Source organism: Kitasatospora sp. NPDC059577, assembly GCF_042735475.1.
In the GTDB taxonomy this organism is placed as follows: domain Bacteria; phylum Actinomycetota; class Actinomycetes; order Streptomycetales; family Streptomycetaceae; genus Kitasatospora.
Genome location: NZ_JBHWBZ010000001.1, coordinates 195,734 through 209,417 on the forward strand (window position 1 = coordinate 195,734; position 13,684 = coordinate 209,417).

Genomic DNA, 13,684 nt, shown 5'->3' on the forward strand with positions numbered 1-13,684 from the left:
TCAGTTCCAGACGCCGGTGATGTCGGTGGCCGAGGCGGACTTGCCGGCGTGCGCGCCGGTGCCGGCCAGGTCCTCCAGGGTGTGCAGCAGGTCGTAGTGGTTGTACGAGGTGCTGCTGGTGGCACCCGCCCTGGCGGGCTGCCCGTAGATCAGGGTGGGGATGTGGTTGCCGCTGTTGCGGTCGTCCTCGTCGTAGGTGACGACCAGCAGGCTGTTGTGGCTCCTGGCCCAGGAGGCGTAGCCGCCCAGCTTGTTCTTCAGCCAGGAGTCCCCGGTGCCCACCGAGCAGTTGTGCATGTCGCTGCAGAGGTCGGGGATGACGAAGGAGACCTTGGGCAGCTTGCCGTAGTCCGAGGGGAACTGCGCGAAGGTGTGCGCGGTGGACCCGGGGACGTTGCCGAAGCCCACCCAGGGGGCGTGCTTGCGGGCGTAGTTGCCGCTGCTGCAGGTGGTGGACCCCTGGCTGGGCAGGGCTTCGCTGTAGCTGCCCCAGCTCTTTCCGGCCGCGCTCAGCTCGGTCGCCAGGTTGGGCGCCTTGCTGAAGCCGGGGGAGTAGCAGGAGTCGTCGGTGATTCCCTGGGTGCTGCCGGAGAACACCGCGAAGTAGTTCGGCTGGCTGGGGTGGGTGATCCCGTACGAGGCCTTGAGCAGGGCGCCTCCGGTGGCGAGCGAGTTGAGGAAGGGGGCGTCGGAGCTGCCGATGATCTGCCCGTAGGCGTGGTTCTCCAGCATCACCACGACGATGTGGTCGGGCGCGGGGAGGGTGGCGGCGGCCGAGGCGGTGGTACCGGCCGTGAGCGCGGCGGCCGCGGTCGCGCCGGCCACCGCCGCGGCCAGGACGAGCGTGGTGCGGGAACGGGCTGTGGGGAAGGGCATGCCTGTCTCCGGGGAGGGGTGGGGGTTGGGGGTGTGGTGCGGACGGCGGACGCACCGGGTGCGGCGCGCCGGGCCGTCGGCAGGGGTCGACCGTCCCGCAGCACCGATGGGGCGTCAACACCCCTGAGTGGCGGGTGAGTTCCTGCTGTCAAGCGGCCGTCAACTGTGTGGATGTCGCAGGCCTGCGGTGACGGGCCGACGGCCGGATCCCGGTCCCGCAGCGGCGGCCAATTCTGTGGATTCCCCAGTGCGGCTGCTCCGTCCCGGGGCCTTCGGGCCACTCGACTGGCGAATCCACAGAATTGCCCGCCCCGCGGGCCGGGGCGCACCCCGCGCCGCAGCTCAGCGGCCCCGCGGGCGGCCCTCGGGAGGCTGGTCCGAACCGTCAACCACCAGGAATTCCAAAGGCGTTGACCACCTCTGCGATGCCGGACGACACTCTCGTCCCATCACGGCCCGCCCCCCTCGGGGCCGGCCCCTCCCCCCTCCCGAGGAGCCCCCTCATGCCCCGTCGCGCCACGGCACGCACCCGCCCCCGTTCCTACGCCCGCTCCCTCGCCGCCGCCTGCGCACTGCTGCTCTGCGCACCGCCGGCCGCCGCGGCGGCCGCCGGCTCCACCCCTGCGGACGCCTCCGCAGTCTCTACCCCCGCGAGGACGCCCGCCGCCTCCCGCGCCGGCATCACCTCCGGCATCACCTCCGGCAACTGGTCCGGCTACGCGGCCACCGGCTCGACCCACCACTCCGTCACCGCGACCTGGACCCAGCCCCGGATCACCTGCGCAGCCGTCGGCGCGGTGTCCGTCTGGGTCGGCCTCGACGGCCAGGGCACCAGCACCGTCGAACAGACCGGCACCCAGGCCGAGTGCACCGCCGTCAACGCCACGCCCCGCTACTTCGCCTGGTGGGAGAACTACCCGGACCCGGAGTCCCCCTACCGCGACGCCGTGCGGCCGGGCGACACCATGACCGCCTCCGTCACCTACGACCGCACGCACGACGACTACACCGCCCGGCTCACCGACGAAACCCTCGGCTGGACCGAGACCAAGTCCTTCCCCCGCTACGGCGGCGCCACCAACGGCAGCGCCGAAGTGATCGCCGAAGCCCCCAACCGCAACGGCTCCCGCCAGCCGCTGGCGGACTTCGGCAGCGTCACCTTCACCCACGCCGCCGTCGACGGCCGCACCCTGGCCGCCGCCTCGGCGGCCACCGTGACCATGGCCCGCAACGGCGTCACCGAGGCCGTGCCCGGCCCGCTGTCCGGCGGCGGCGACTCCTTCACCGACACCTGGAAGCACTCCTGATCCCCGCGGCCCCGCCCAACCGACCAGTGAGGAACCGACGATGACCGCCCACCACCGGACCCCGCGCCACCGCACCCCCACCGACCGCCACCCGCGCCACCGCGCCCCCCGCCGGGCCCCGTGGTCCGCCGCCGCCCTGGCCCTGACCGCCCTCGCCACCTCCCCCGTCGCCCACGCCGTGCCGTCCGCCGCCACCCACCGGCCCTGGCACCAGCTGTGCGCCGCCCCCACCGAGACCACCGCAGGCTGCGACGTCCTGGAAGCCGACACCCCCACCGGACCGGCCGTCGCCAAGGGATCGGCCGCCCCCGCCGGTTACGGGCCCGCCGACCTCCGGTCCGCCTACCGCCTGCCCTCCGACGGAGGCTCCGGCCAGACCATCGCCGTCATCGACGCCTACGACGACCCCGACGCCGAGAGCGACCTCGCCACCTACCGCCAGCAGTACGGCCTGCCCGCCTGCAGTACCGACAACGGCTGCTTCCGCAAGGTCGACTCCGACGGCCGGACCAGCCCGCTGCCCTCCCCCGCGAGCGTCAACCAGGGCGCCGAGGACTCCCTCGACCTCGACCTGGTCTCCGCCACCGCCCCGAACGCGAAGATCATCCTGGTCGAGGCGAACAGCGCGAAGATCTCCGACATCGGCGCCGCCGTCAACCGGGCCGTCGCCCTCGGCGCGAAGTTCGTCTCCAACAGCTACATCTTCAAGGAATCCGCCGACGACCCCACCTACGACAAGGACTACTACGACCACCCCGGCGTCGCCATGGTCGCCGGCAGCGGAGACTGGGACTACTCCTGGGGCGTCGGCTACCCCTCCAGCTCCCCCTACGCCACCTCCGTCGGCGGCACCTCCCTCGTCCGGGCCGGCAACAGCCGCGGGTGGAGCGAGAGCGCCTGGAACACGAAACCCGGCGAGGGCACCGGCTCCGGCTGCTCCGCCTACGAGGCCAAACCCGCGTGGCAGAAGGACACCGGCTGCCACCACCGGATGGCCACCGACGTCTCCGCCGCCGCCGACCCCGGCCACGGTCTGGCCGTCTACGACAGCTACCAGCGGAACGGCTGGAGCACCTTCGGCGGCACCAGCGCCGCCACCCCGATCATCACCGGCGTCTACGCCGACGCCGGCACCCCCGGCGCCGGCTCGAACCCCGCCTCCTTCCCCTACGCCCACCCCGGCGCGCTCAACGACGTCACCACCGGCACCAACGGATCCTGCAGCCCGGCCTACTTCTGCACCGCCGGCCCCGGCTACGACGGCCCCACCGGTCTCGGCACCCCCGCCGGCACCGCCGCCTTCCGCGGCTGACACGCACGGCTGACACGCGCACCCGGTCCGCACCCGGCCTGCACCGGCCCTCCGCCGCTCGACGGACGCTCCCGCCCCCGCCGCCTCCCCGCACGGGGGCCGGGAGCGCCCGTCGGGGAAGGAATCCGAAAAAATCTCACCCGGGTCGCTCGACCGTGTCGATCCGCGGCTGCGCCGTTCGACCTGGGACTGAGAGGGTCGAGGAACGACCCCCCGGACAAGGAGACCGACCATGGCGAAGTACATGCTGATCATGCGGGGCACGGACGAGTCCGTCGCGAAGATGATGGAGACGCCCTTCGAGGACATGCTCGAAACGGTGGGCCGCTTCAACGAGGAGCTGATCCGGGCGGGCGTGCTCGTCGCCGCCGAGGGGCTGGACGACCCGTCGCAGGGCGTCGTGGTCGACTTCGGCGGGGAGACCCCGGTGGTCACCGACGGGCCGTACGGTGAGACGAAGGAACTGTTCGGCGGCTTCTACCTGATCGACGTCGCCACCAAGGAGGAGGCCGTCGAGTGGGCCAAGCGGCTCCCGGCGGTCCCCGGCTCGAAGTGCGAGGTCCGCCGGGTGCCCGGCATCGAGGAGTTCCCGCAGGACAACGAGTGGATCATCAAGGAGCGGGCGTGGCGCGAGCGGACCGGCCAGCTGTGACGTCCGGGGCCGCCGACGGCCCGCCGGTCGCCGAGCCGGCGCGGCGGGCCGTCGAGGCCGTCTGGCGGATCGAGTCCGCACGGATCGTCGGCGCGCTGGCCCGCTACACCGGGGACTTCGCGCTCGCCGAGGACGTCGCCCAGGAGGCGCTGGCGGAGGCCCTCGTCGCCTGGTCGCGCGACGGCGAGCCGGCCAGCCCGGTGGGCTGGCTGCTGGCGACCGCCCGGCGGCGGGCCATCGACGCCTTCCGCCGCAAGGCGGCCCTCGACGAGCGGTACGCCGTGCTCGCCGGGCCGCTCGCCGACGGCGACCTCAGCTCGGGCGCGGCCGCCGCGCCCGAGCGGCCCGACGACCCGCCCTACGACCCCGACCGGGTCGACGACGACGTCCTCGCGCTGGTGTTCACCGCCTGCCACCCGGTGGTCCCGGCCGAGGCCCGGGTGGCCCTCACCCTGCGCGTCGTGGGCGGCCTGTCCAGTGAGGAGATCGCCCGCGCCTTCCTGGTGCCCACCCCGACCGTCCAGGCCCGGATCACCCGGGCGAAGAAGACCATCGCCGCCGCTCGCGTCCCGTTCGAACTGCCGCCGCCCGAGGACCGGCGCGCGCGGCTCGGCGCCGTCCTGAGCGTCCTGTACGTGATCTTCACGGAGGGCTCGACGGCGACGGCCGGCGACGACCTGCTGCGCCCCGACCTCGCCTACGAGGCCGTCCGGCTGGCCCGGACCCTGGCCGCCCTGCTGCCCGCCGAGCCGGAGGTGCACGGCCAGCTCGCGCTGTTCGAACTCACCGCCGCGCGCTTCCCCGCCCGCACCGGACCCGACGGCGAGCCGGTACTCCTGGAGGACCAGGACCGCCGCCGGTGGGACCGCTCGGCGACCCGCCGCGGCCTGGCCGCGCTCGGCCGGGCCGCCACTCTCGGGCGAGGCCTCGGACCGTACGGACTGCAGGCCGCCATCGCCGCCTGCCACGCCACCGCGCCCTCGGTGCGGGAGACCGACTGGGACCGCGTCGTGCTCCTCTACGAGGCGCTCGGCCGGGTGGCGCCGTCACCCGTCGTCGACCTCAACCGGGCCGTGGCCGTCGCCATGGCGGACGGGCCGGGGGAGGCGCTGACCGTGGTCGACGACCTGGCCGCCTCCGGCCGCCTCTCCGGGTCGCACCTGCTCCCGACCGTGCGCGGCGAACTGCTGACCCGCCTCGGCCGCACCGCCGAGGCCCGGGCCGAACTGGAACTCGCCGCCCGCCTGTGCCGCAACACCCGCGAACGGTCGGTGCTGCTGCGCAAGGCGGCCGCCCTGGGGTGAGGGCCGCGCGGTCGGTCCGGCCGGCCGGGTCAGTCCGGTTGGCCGGTGTGCCAGGACAGCTCGATCTCCAGTTCCATCTTGCCGTCCCCCAGCTCGACCTCGATCTCGGTCTCCAGCTCGTCCGGGATCCGCAGGGTCAGCTTCCCGGGCCCGAGCTCCAGCTCGGCCTGGCCCCCGCGCCTGAGTGCCGCCGCCAGCGCTTCGAGCTGGTCGGCGGCCTCGGCGCGCGACAGCGTGCGCTTCTGCTCGAACTCCAGGTCCTTCACGACTGCCTCCCGGGCCGACGCGAACAGCGGGCACGGCCCATTCTCACGCCGCTCCCCGCCATCGGCCCGGCGACCGCCATCGGCCCGGTGACCGCCGTCCGCCCGGTGACCGCCATCGGCCCGGCGACCGCCGTCGGCCCGGCGACCGACCTGCGGGGCAGTACGGCTAGCGGTACCAGTCCCCGCGCTCGCGCAGGGCCCGCTCCAGGTACTGCCGCAGGTTCCCGGTGGCCATGAACCGGCTGTCCGTCTCGTGGTCCCAGACGAAGACCTCGTCCCGCGCGGGCGTGCGGACGAAGGCGAACTGGTCGGAGGCGTTGTCCCCGAAGAACATCAACGGCTCGAAGGGCATGTAGAGGCTCGCGAAGTCCGGGGCGTTGCGGAACTCGGCGTTGTCCCGTGCGATGCGCCGGGCGCTCCAGACCACGTCCAGACCTTCGTAGGACAGCCCGTCGCACTCGCGCAGCAGGGCCGCGAGGTCCGCCGGCAGGGGCTGGCCCAGGACCTCCGCGACCGCGTGCAGGGAGGCTTCGTCGGCCGGGGCACCGAGTTCGGCGATCGGTGCCACCTCAAGGATCAGTTCGCGCCACATGGGGTGAGTGTGCCAAACCCCGGCCCGAGCCCCAACCCGGACGGGGCCACCGGGTACGCCACGGCCCCGCCCGTCACGCGTCCGGTGACGCCTGCTGACGGTCGTAGTGCTCCTGGGCGGTGAGGAGTTGCTCCCCGTGCCGGCCGAACCACTGGATGAGTTCGGTCAGCGGTCCGGCCAGGCCGACGCCGAGTTCGGTGAGGCTGTAGGTGACCTGGGGCGGGTTGGTGGGTGCGACGTCGCGGGCGACGAGCCCGGACCGGGCCAGTGCCCTGAGGTTCTGCGACAGCATCTTCTGGCTGATGCCGCCGACGCGTTGGTGCAGCTGCGCGAAGCGGTGCGGGCCGGCGATGAGGGCCGAGATGATCAGTGTCGCCCAGCGGCTCGTCGTCTGGTCCATGATCGGCCTGAGCGCGCACTTGTTGTCGAAGGTGTCGTGGGCCAGGAGCCGGGCGGCCGTCGCGACCTGCGCTGTTTCCGTCATGAAAGGAGCTTACAAAAAAGTAGGTACTTCCCGTCAGTAATGAGCTTTCCTACGGTGATCTCCACGGAACCAACGTTCGAGGAGCCACTGTGAGCAGCAACAACGCACGTACGGCGATCGTCACGGGCGCATCGAAGGGCCTGGGCGCGGGGATCGCCAAGGCGCTGGCCCGGACCGGCGCGGCCGTCGTGGTGAACTACCGGGACGATCGGGAGGGCGCCGAACGGGTCGTCGCGGGCATCACCGCCGACGGCGGCCGGGCCGTCGCGGTCCGGGCGGACGTGGGCCGCGGCGACGACGTGCGCCGACTGTTCGACCGGGCGCGCGAGGCGTACGGACCGGTCGACGTGCTCGTCAACAACGCGGCCGTCGTCGCCTTCGCGCCGCTGTCGGGCATCACCGAGGAGGAGTTCCAGCGGGAGATGACCACGAACCTGCTGGGCACGATCCTCACCACGCAGGCCCTGGCCGCGCAGGACGACATCGGCGCCGCGTCGATCATCAACGTCTCGACGGCGGGCACGCTCACCCACCCGCCGTACGCCTCGCTCTACGTCGCCTCCAAGAGCGCGGTCAACGCGTTCACCATCGTCGCCGCCAAGGAACTGGGCCCGCGCGGCATCCGGGTCAACGCGATCATGCCCGGCCCCTCGGACACCGAGGGCACCAGGGCCCTGGGGTTCCGCGGCTCGGCGCAGGAGGCGGAGGCGATCGCCGGCACCCCGCTGGGCCGAACGGGCACGCCGGACGACTACGGCCCGCTGGTGGCCTTCCTGGCTTCCGACGACGCGCGCTGGATCACCGGGGACGTCATCCTCGCGTCCGGCGGCATGCGCTGACGCCCCGCCCGTCCGGCCACGGGCTCCGCCCGCCCGGCCACGCTCCGCTCGCCCGGCTCGCAGGCCGGGCGGGCGGGTCCGGGGGCGAGCGGTGGAGGTGTGCAGGCGGCCCTCGGCGAAGAGGAGTTGACGGGAAGTCAACCGAACCCCTGCCTGACACTACGGTGACCGTACTATGGTGTCGGCATGACGAAGAAACGCTCCATGCAGGAGCCCACCTTCCTCCTGCTGACCGCGCTCGCCGACCGACCGCGGCACGGCTACGCCCTCGGTGACGAAGTCGCCGCGATCTCGGACGGCCGGGTACGGCTCGGCGCCGGCAGCCTGTACGGCACCCTCGACCGGCTGCTCGCCGAGGGGCTGATCCGGATCGAGCGGGAGGAGACCGTCGACGGCCGCCCCCGGCGGGTCTTCGCCCTCACCCCGGCCGGCACGCAGGCGCTCACGGAGGAGAGCGAGCGGCTGCGCGCCACCCTGCGCGAGGCCGACCGGCGTCTCGCGACCAGCCGCAACCGACTCGCGGGAGGCCTGGCATGACCGCGGACCGGACCTCGGCGAACGCCCGCCTGCTGCGCCGGGCCCTCGCCCTCTACCCGGCCTCCTACGACGCCGCCGCGCTGGCCGAACTCGCCGACCACGCCGAACACCGCGTCCGCACCGCGACCCCGCTCGCCGGGTTACGCGAGGTCGCCGACGTGGCCGGGCACGGCGCCCGGGTCCGCTTCGGCCTGGTCTCCCACCGGCCGACCGGCCGGGCCCTGGCCACCGCGGCCCCGCTCGCCGCGGTGCTGGCCGGCACGTACGCGGCCGTGCACCTCTGGTGGGCCGTCATGATGGTCACCGACCCTTCCTTCCAGGTGTTCTGGGCCCCCGGGGCGCAGCGGTTCGGCCCCCTGGCCGCGGCGGCCGCGCTGCTCGCCCCGGCGGCACTGATGACGCTCGCGGTCCTGCTCGGCCGCTGGACGGCGGCGCGGACCCTGGCCGTGGTCACCGTCGTGACGGCGCCACTGATCCACCTCCTCGCCCGCCCCGACCTGCTCGGCACGGTGGCGGACGCCACCGTCTTCTACGGCATCGGCACCCGCGACTCGGCGGTCCTCGTGCTCAACGCCCTCGTCCTGCTGATCGCCCCGCCCGACCGCACGACGCGACCGGGCCCCGCCGTACCGTGGGTCCTCGCCGTCGCGATCACGGCTTCGGGCGTCGTCCTCGACCTGACCGACGGCTTCGGGAACGTGGTCCACCTCGACAGCTTCGTCCTCGTCGGCCCGGTGGCCACCGGCGCCGCCGTCGCCTGCACAGCCCGCACGATCCGGGCCTCGGCCCTGACCACGGCCGTCCTCGCCGTGCCGCCCCTGATCACCCCCGGGCTGCTGGGCTCCTCCACGGCCCTGCCCGTCGTCCTGCGGCTCGGGGTGCTGTACGGCGCCGGGTTCGCGGTCGCGTTCGTCGCGGTACGGCTGGCGGACAGGCTGCTGCGACGGGCCGACCCGCAGCGCCGCTGAGCCCTCCGGGCCGGGCCGGCGGCACCGTCCCCGCGTCCGGCCCGGCCGGACCGGGAGCCCGCGCCGGCTGCTCACCCACGGCCGGGCGGGGGAGGCCGGGAAGGTGGTGGAGGAGGCGGAGCGGGCCGTGGAGCACTCGACCGGGAAGCCGCCGAACCCCCGAAGGATCAACGCTAGTACTGGAAGAGTACTTCCGGATTGTTCGGCGAAGGGCCGTCCAGCAGCGGACTGCGGATCCCCTTCAGCGTCCGGTCGAAGAACGCTGTCACGTACTCGCGGGTGATCACCACCCCGCGTTCCGGGGAGAGGGGCGGCGTCGGGAACCCGGCCTGCTCCTGAAGCACGTCCCCGTCGTCGAAGCTGAAGTGGTCGGCGCCGGCGACCGTCAGCCACTTCTTGAAGCCACCGAGGGCGGCCCAGGTCTGCCCCCACGTGGTGTCGGTGCCGCCGACCGAGTGGCTGTCGGTCACGCCCAGCATGAGGAGCGGCCGGTTGATCTGGCCGGGCATCGGGGCCGGGTGGAAGGAGCCGTCCATGTTCACTCCGGCCCGTACTCGCGGGTCGGCGATCATCGTGGCGGCGGCCGCCGCTCCGCCGAGGGAGTGTCCGGCCATGCCGATCTCGTGCTTGTCGATGAGGTGAGCCAGGCGCCACGCGGTGTTGCCATGCGTCAACTGGTCGATCACGAAGGACACGTCCAGCGCGCGGCTGGCGGCTTCGGCGTCGAAGTCGATCGCTTCCGGGTGATCGCAGATCGCGCACGGCGGCGTCTGGCCGTTCTCCAGCGTTTCGCCGGTGTCCTCGTAGGTGTGGCCGACGAGCGCGACGACGTAACCGTGACTGGCCAGGTCGGTCGCGAGCGCGGTGAGCATCATGCGCGGGTTCTCGGACGCGGGTGAGAGGACCACCAGCGGATACCTGCCGCGCTGCGGCCGCGCGCCGTCGAAGGCGTGGGTGGTGACGCCGGAAAGGGTCTGTGGGGTGACGCCGGAGCTCGCCGGCAGCTTCCGGTGCTCGATGATTCCGGCTGCCTCGCCGAGGGTCATGTAAGGGGCCGGAGTCCCGGTCCCGGGGACGGCCGGGTAGACCATCGTGACGGTCAGTTGGCGGGGGCCGGATGACGGCACCCACGGGTCGGGACGGCTCGCGTCGGTGAGGTGGATGACGTCCTCGCCGGCGGCGTAGGGGCCGGTCGGCGCGGGGAGCGTGCCTTGGAAGGACCGGGTGGGCGCGGTGGCCGCGGCCGTGGCCGGTGCGGTGTCGAACGCGTGCGTGGCCACCGGTGTGGCCGACGGTGTGGTCGTGGCGGCGAACCCGGCGCCGGTTCCGGTGACGAGGGCGGCGAGCGCCAGCACCGCGACAGCGCTGATACGGCGATTGCGTTTCATGGGATCGACGCTAGGTTCCGCAGCTCCGCATCGAATCGGCTCACGGATGTAAACGTTCCGGTGTCGTTCGTACCCCCCGCGAGGTACCGGAGTAATCCGCCGGGAGTATGTCGTGCGGCGCCGGGTTCCCTTCGCCGGCATCGTCGAGCGCCACCTTCGTCTTGGCCTACGACGAACACGACGCCAAGCCCTACCGCTGGACCTACGACGGCAGCCCACTCAGAGCCGCATGAACCCCCGAAGGATCTTCGCGCGCTGCACCAAGCGGTCTCGGTGATGTGGGCTGCGGTTCGGGTATGAGGCAGGGCAGGGAGGGGCTGCCCATGCCGAAGATCTTGCGTGTGGAGTTGACCTCTGATCAGGGACGCGAGGTGCGTGAGCGTCTGCGGGCACGTGATCTCGCGCCGGGTGCCAGACTGCGTCTGGAGTGCACACGGCTGATGGGGCGGGGCCTGACCGTAAGGGACCTGTACTTCCTCGACCAGAGCGGGTTCGCTCCGACCATGCCCACCGGATACACCTGGTCACGGGCAGGGCAGCGGGCCGTCGTGCCGCGCGAGGACAAGAAGGACCGCGCGTGAACGTCCTCGGGCGCTGTGCGTGGGAGCGCACTCCGATCTGGTCTGGGAGAGGGCCTGCGGCAAGATCGACGCGGTCATGCTGCTGGAGTTGGTGTGCACGAGCCTGGCCCGCCTGCCCGGCGGGGCAGCCGCACTGGACGGGCCTCCCACGGGCTTCACACGGGTACGGCCGTGCACGGTCGTCCTGGACAACGCCTCCGCACACGTGGCCCGGGTCTTCAAAGGGCGCCGCGAGGAACTGGCCGCCATCGGCGTCGAACTCTTCTACCTCCCGCCTCGCAGCCCCGAGCTGAACGACATCGAGCGGGTGTGGCGCTCGGCGAAGTACGAGGACTACCCCGAGCGTGTCCACACCACCGCTGGAGCGGTCGGCACCGCAGTCGACCGAGCCCTGAACCGTCAACGGACACGCATCGAAGGATCAGCAGCCAACTTCACCAAAGCCGCGTTAGTCGTGCTTGGGCCAGATCGGGCCCTGGTCGGTCCAGATGACGCCCTTGTTGCGGCACAGGCAGAAGGGGTGGCCGATCGGGTCGGTGTAGACCTGCCAGCCGTAGCCGTTGGGGCCGATGAAGTCCTGCCTGAGCGTCGCGCCGAGGTCGAGGACGCGGTGCTGCTCGGACTCGATCTCGTCCACTTCGAAGTCGAGGTGGAACTGCTTGGGGTGCTCGCTGTCGGGCCATTGCGGAGCCCGGTAGTCGTCCACCCGGATGAATGCCAGCTCGATCTCGCCGAACTGGATGCCAGCCCAGTCCTCGGAGCTGCCTTCCTTGATCGGACGGCCCGTCACCTCGGAGTAGAAAGCCGCCAGCTTCATCGTGTCCGGGCAGTCGATAATGAAATCGGTGAGTCGCAGCATCCCGTGATCTTTCCACAAGCTCACACCCGACTTCGAGACAGGCCCTGAGCAGCTCCGCTGAGGTGCGGGAACAGAGCGTTCCTGGGGGCTTCGCCCCCAGACCCCGTTCACCAGGGGCGGCCAGGTTTGTACCGCAGATGCGGATCAGCAGCGGACTTCGGCGGAGCCGCTCAGACCCGGCCGCCGAAGAAGACCTGCACCTCGCGGATCAGGCCGTCCCGTACCGTGACCGCCTCGACGTTGCGGTACCGGCCACCGGCGGTGAGTTCGTACTCGTAGTGGACGAAGACGAGTTCACCGCCTTCACCGCGTGCACCGTCTCCGTCGCCGGCGGGCGTGACGTGCAGCAGCCGCTGCTCCCGGAAGCGGTCGGCGGTGGGGAAGCAGCGCCGGAAGAACGCGGCCCTGTCGATGTGGTCGTCCTGCGGGCTGGTGAACGTGAAGTCGTCGGCGTACAGGGGCAGGGCGGCGTCGACGTCCTGCGACCGGTAGCAGCGGAACGCCTCCTCGACGACGCTCGCGGGGCTGCCGTGCATGCGGATCTCCCTGGGTTCGGCCGGAACAGGAGGGGACGGGCGGGTACCCGGACGGACGGACGCGGCGTGCCGCTGCCGCGTCAGGCGTGCGCGGCGGCCCGGTCGGACTCGCTGCGCAGGACGCAGAACTCGTTGCCCTCGGGGTCGGCGAGGACCGCCCAGCCCGTACCGTCGGGGTTGCGGTGATCGCCGACGAGGGTGGCCCCGAGGCCCAGCAGGCGCTCCACCTCGTGGTCGCGGGAGGTGTCGGGGCGCAGGCACAGGTGGACCCGGTTCTTGATCGTCTTGGGCTCGGGCACCTGGTGGAAGTACAGCACCGGGCCTTCCGCCAGCAGGACCTGGGTCTCCTCCGAGCCCGGTCCGTCCTCCGGATCCACCGGGCGGCCGGTCACCCTGCTCCAGAACCGGGCCAACTCGTAGGCATTTGTGCAGTCGATCGCCACGTTCTGCAATACCGAGACCATGCGCGCGAGTCTTCCCGATCTTCGCGTCGAACGCCACCGGGTTGCGGACGTGGGCGTTCGCGCGGTCGGACGTTCCTGCGCCCGGGTCCCTCCCGCACCCGGGTGCGGGGAAGGCTCAGGGGCGGGGTGTCCAGCCGGGTGGGACGAGGCCGCTGTCGGCGAGGATCCGCTCGACGCTCGCGTCCAGGCTGCTGTCCGGGCCGATGACGTGTTCCAGGCCATCGGGAAGGAAGTCGTGCGGCCGGTACCAGCCGGCCATGTCCTGCGGGGAGACCTCGGCGGCCCACGGGCGGGTGGCGTGCCGGCGCACCGTCTCGTCGAAGTCGACGTCGAGGTAGTACAGATGACTGCGCCCCCGGTGGTCGGCGACGAGCCGGGTCAGCATCGGCCCGTAGTGCCCGGTGTGGAGGATTCCCTCGACCACGACGTGGAAGCCGTGGTCCAGGGCGTGCCGTGCCACCACGTCGATCAGCCCGACGTTGGCGCCGCCGGGCACGTCCCGTTCGCGCAACACGGTGCGGCGCAACACGTCCTGGGCGACGACGGCGATGCCCCGCCCGTAGGCGGCGCGCAGTCGTGCGGCGATGCTCGACTTCCCGGCGCCGCTCGGGCCCCGCACCACGATCAACACGGTCTCCGCACTTCCCGTCATGCCGGGACCGTGCCCCCGCCGCGCCCCCGCCACACCGGCACGGCGGCGGTGACGGTCGCGGCGGTGA

At 72.5% G+C, this 13,684-nt stretch carries 17 protein-coding genes and 1 pseudogene; 9 read left to right on the plus strand and 9 right to left on the minus strand.

Annotation, left to right across the window (positions count from 1 at the left end):
- Positions 1-876 carry an alkaline phosphatase family protein gene (locus ACFV0O_RS00920; protein ID WP_360256255.1) on the minus strand — a complete coding sequence of 292 codons (876 nt, stop codon included), beginning with the start codon at positions 874-876 and terminating at the stop codon, positions 1-3.
- 503 nt (positions 877-1,379) lie between these two features.
- Here ACFV0O_RS00920 and ACFV0O_RS00925 point away from each other — a divergent pair.
- The 4 genes from ACFV0O_RS00925 to ACFV0O_RS00940 all read left to right on the plus strand — a co-directional run bounded on the left by ACFV0O_RS00925 (position 1,380) and on the right by ACFV0O_RS00940 (position 5,451).
- The gene (locus tag ACFV0O_RS00925) at positions 1,380-2,183 is read left to right on the plus strand and encodes a G1 family glutamic endopeptidase (protein ID WP_380334454.1); all 804 of its coding nucleotides are present in this window, start codon (positions 1,380-1,382) and stop codon (positions 2,181-2,183) included.
- A 40-nt stretch (positions 2,184-2,223) separates the two neighbouring features.
- Positions 2,224-3,495 carry a S8 family serine peptidase gene (locus tag ACFV0O_RS00930; protein WP_380334456.1) on the plus strand — a complete coding sequence of 424 codons (1,272 nt, stop codon included), beginning with the start codon at positions 2,224-2,226 and terminating at the stop codon, positions 3,493-3,495.
- 232 nt (positions 3,496-3,727) lie between these two features.
- Positions 3,728-4,147, plus strand: a complete 420-nt coding sequence (locus ACFV0O_RS00935) for a YciI family protein (protein WP_380334459.1) — start codon at positions 3,728-3,730, stop codon at positions 4,145-4,147.
- Entirely contained in the window at positions 4,120-5,451 is a 1,332-nt protein-coding gene (locus ACFV0O_RS00940; protein WP_380334462.1) for an RNA polymerase sigma factor, read from the plus strand. Before ACFV0O_RS00935 ends, ACFV0O_RS00940 begins: the two co-directional genes overlap by 28 nt.
- A gap of 29 nt (positions 5,452-5,480) precedes the next feature.
- Here the strand turns inward: ACFV0O_RS00940 and ACFV0O_RS00945 are convergent, their stop codons facing one another.
- From ACFV0O_RS00945 to ACFV0O_RS00955, 3 genes are all read right to left on the minus strand, one after another.
- Positions 5,481-5,717, minus strand: a complete 237-nt coding sequence (locus tag ACFV0O_RS00945; RefSeq protein WP_359965983.1) for an amphi-Trp domain-containing protein — start codon at positions 5,715-5,717, stop codon at positions 5,481-5,483.
- A 166-nt stretch (positions 5,718-5,883) separates the two neighbouring features.
- On the minus strand, positions 5,884-6,309 hold the full coding sequence (locus ACFV0O_RS00950) for an SMI1/KNR4 family protein (RefSeq protein ID WP_380334465.1): 426 nt from the start codon (positions 6,307-6,309) through the stop codon (positions 5,884-5,886).
- 73 nt (positions 6,310-6,382) lie between these two features.
- Positions 6,383-6,793 carry a winged helix-turn-helix transcriptional regulator gene (locus ACFV0O_RS00955; protein ID WP_380334468.1) on the minus strand — a complete coding sequence of 137 codons (411 nt, stop codon included), beginning with the start codon at positions 6,791-6,793 and terminating at the stop codon, positions 6,383-6,385.
- Positions 6,794-6,882: 89 nt separating this feature from the next.
- Here ACFV0O_RS00955 and ACFV0O_RS00960 point away from each other — a divergent pair, with 89 nt between their 5' ends.
- The 3 genes from ACFV0O_RS00960 (at position 6,883) to ACFV0O_RS00970 (ending at position 9,137) form a co-directional block, all read left to right on the plus strand.
- Entirely contained in the window at positions 6,883-7,632 is a 750-nt protein-coding gene (locus ACFV0O_RS00960; protein ID WP_380334471.1) for an SDR family NAD(P)-dependent oxidoreductase, read from the plus strand.
- 186 nt (positions 7,633-7,818) lie between these two features.
- On the plus strand, positions 7,819-8,169 hold the full coding sequence (locus ACFV0O_RS00965; RefSeq protein ID WP_380334473.1) for a PadR family transcriptional regulator: 351 nt from the start codon (positions 7,819-7,821) through the stop codon (positions 8,167-8,169).
- Positions 8,166-9,137, plus strand: coding sequence for a hypothetical protein (locus ACFV0O_RS00970; RefSeq protein ID WP_380334475.1), 972 nt, complete (start codon positions 8,166-8,168; stop codon positions 9,135-9,137). Before ACFV0O_RS00965 ends, ACFV0O_RS00970 begins: the two co-directional genes overlap by 4 nt.
- Before the next feature lie 173 nt (positions 9,138-9,310).
- Here the strand turns inward: ACFV0O_RS00970 and ACFV0O_RS00975 are convergent, their stop codons facing one another.
- Positions 9,311-10,525: an alpha/beta hydrolase family protein gene (locus ACFV0O_RS00975; RefSeq protein ID WP_380334477.1), complete on the minus strand. Its 1,215-nt coding sequence runs from the start codon at positions 10,523-10,525 to the stop codon at positions 9,311-9,313.
- Between the two features lie 323 nt (positions 10,526-10,848).
- Between ACFV0O_RS00975 and ACFV0O_RS00980 the strand changes: the two genes are divergently transcribed.
- On the plus strand, positions 10,849-11,106 hold the full coding sequence (locus ACFV0O_RS00980; RefSeq protein WP_380334480.1) for a hypothetical protein: 258 nt from the start codon (positions 10,849-10,851) through the stop codon (positions 11,104-11,106).
- Positions 11,107-11,182: 76 nt separating this feature from the next.
- Positions 11,183-11,425, plus strand: a pseudogene (locus ACFV0O_RS00985) (transposase); the annotation flags it as partial.
- A gap of 129 nt (positions 11,426-11,554) precedes the next feature.
- On the opposite strand, the gene ACFV0O_RS00990 reads toward ACFV0O_RS00985, so the two are convergent.
- The 4 genes from ACFV0O_RS00990 to ACFV0O_RS01005 form a co-directional block, all read right to left on the minus strand.
- Complete coding sequence (locus ACFV0O_RS00990) at positions 11,555-11,965, minus strand: VOC family protein (RefSeq protein WP_380335361.1); 411 nt, start codon at positions 11,963-11,965, stop codon at positions 11,555-11,557.
- Positions 11,966-12,135: 170 nt separating this feature from the next.
- Positions 12,136-12,501, minus strand: a complete 366-nt coding sequence (locus tag ACFV0O_RS00995; protein WP_380334482.1) for a nuclear transport factor 2 family protein — start codon at positions 12,499-12,501, stop codon at positions 12,136-12,138.
- Positions 12,502-12,581: 80 nt separating this feature from the next.
- Entirely contained in the window at positions 12,582-12,965 is a 384-nt protein-coding gene (locus ACFV0O_RS01000; protein WP_380334485.1) for a VOC family protein, read from the minus strand.
- A 115-nt stretch (positions 12,966-13,080) separates the two neighbouring features.
- Positions 13,081-13,617, minus strand: coding sequence for an AAA family ATPase (locus tag ACFV0O_RS01005; RefSeq protein ID WP_380334487.1), 537 nt, complete (start codon positions 13,615-13,617; stop codon positions 13,081-13,083).
- Between the last annotated feature and the right edge of the window lie 67 nt (positions 13,618-13,684).

Bases quoted from the DNA above. Each gene is read 5' to 3' on its own strand.
- ACFV0O_RS00920 (WP_360256255.1), bottom strand. From the start codon at position 876: ATGCCCTTCCCCACAGCCCGTTCCCGCACCACGCTCGTCCTGGCCGCG.
- ACFV0O_RS00925 (WP_380334454.1), top strand. From the start codon at position 1,380: ATGCCCCGTCGCGCCACGGCACGCACCCGCCCCCGTTCCTACGCCCGC.
- ACFV0O_RS00930 (WP_380334456.1), top strand. From the start codon at position 2,224: ATGACCGCCCACCACCGGACCCCGCGCCACCGCACCCCCACCGACCGC.
- ACFV0O_RS00935 (WP_380334459.1), top strand. From the start codon at position 3,728: ATGGCGAAGTACATGCTGATCATGCGGGGCACGGACGAGTCCGTCGCG.
- ACFV0O_RS00950 (WP_380334465.1), bottom strand. From the start codon at position 6,309: ATGTGGCGCGAACTGATCCTTGAGGTGGCACCGATCGCCGAACTCGGT.
- ACFV0O_RS00955 (WP_380334468.1), bottom strand. From the start codon at position 6,793: ATGACGGAAACAGCGCAGGTCGCGACGGCCGCCCGGCTCCTGGCCCAC.
- ACFV0O_RS00965 (WP_380334473.1), top strand. From the start codon at position 7,819: ATGACGAAGAAACGCTCCATGCAGGAGCCCACCTTCCTCCTGCTGACC.
- ACFV0O_RS00970 (WP_380334475.1), top strand. From the start codon at position 8,166: ATGACCGCGGACCGGACCTCGGCGAACGCCCGCCTGCTGCGCCGGGCC.
- ACFV0O_RS00975 (WP_380334477.1), bottom strand. From the start codon at position 10,525: ATGAAACGCAATCGCCGTATCAGCGCTGTCGCGGTGCTGGCGCTCGCC.
- ACFV0O_RS00980 (WP_380334480.1), top strand. From the start codon at position 10,849: ATGCCGAAGATCTTGCGTGTGGAGTTGACCTCTGATCAGGGACGCGAG.
- ACFV0O_RS00990 (WP_380335361.1), bottom strand. From the start codon at position 11,965: ATGCTGCGACTCACCGATTTCATTATCGACTGCCCGGACACGATGAAG.
- ACFV0O_RS00995 (WP_380334482.1), bottom strand. From the start codon at position 12,501: ATGCACGGCAGCCCCGCGAGCGTCGTCGAGGAGGCGTTCCGCTGCTAC.
- ACFV0O_RS01000 (WP_380334485.1), bottom strand. From the start codon at position 12,965: ATGGTCTCGGTATTGCAGAACGTGGCGATCGACTGCACAAATGCCTAC.
- ACFV0O_RS01005 (WP_380334487.1), bottom strand. From the start codon at position 13,617: ATGACGGGAAGTGCGGAGACCGTGTTGATCGTGGTGCGGGGCCCGAGC.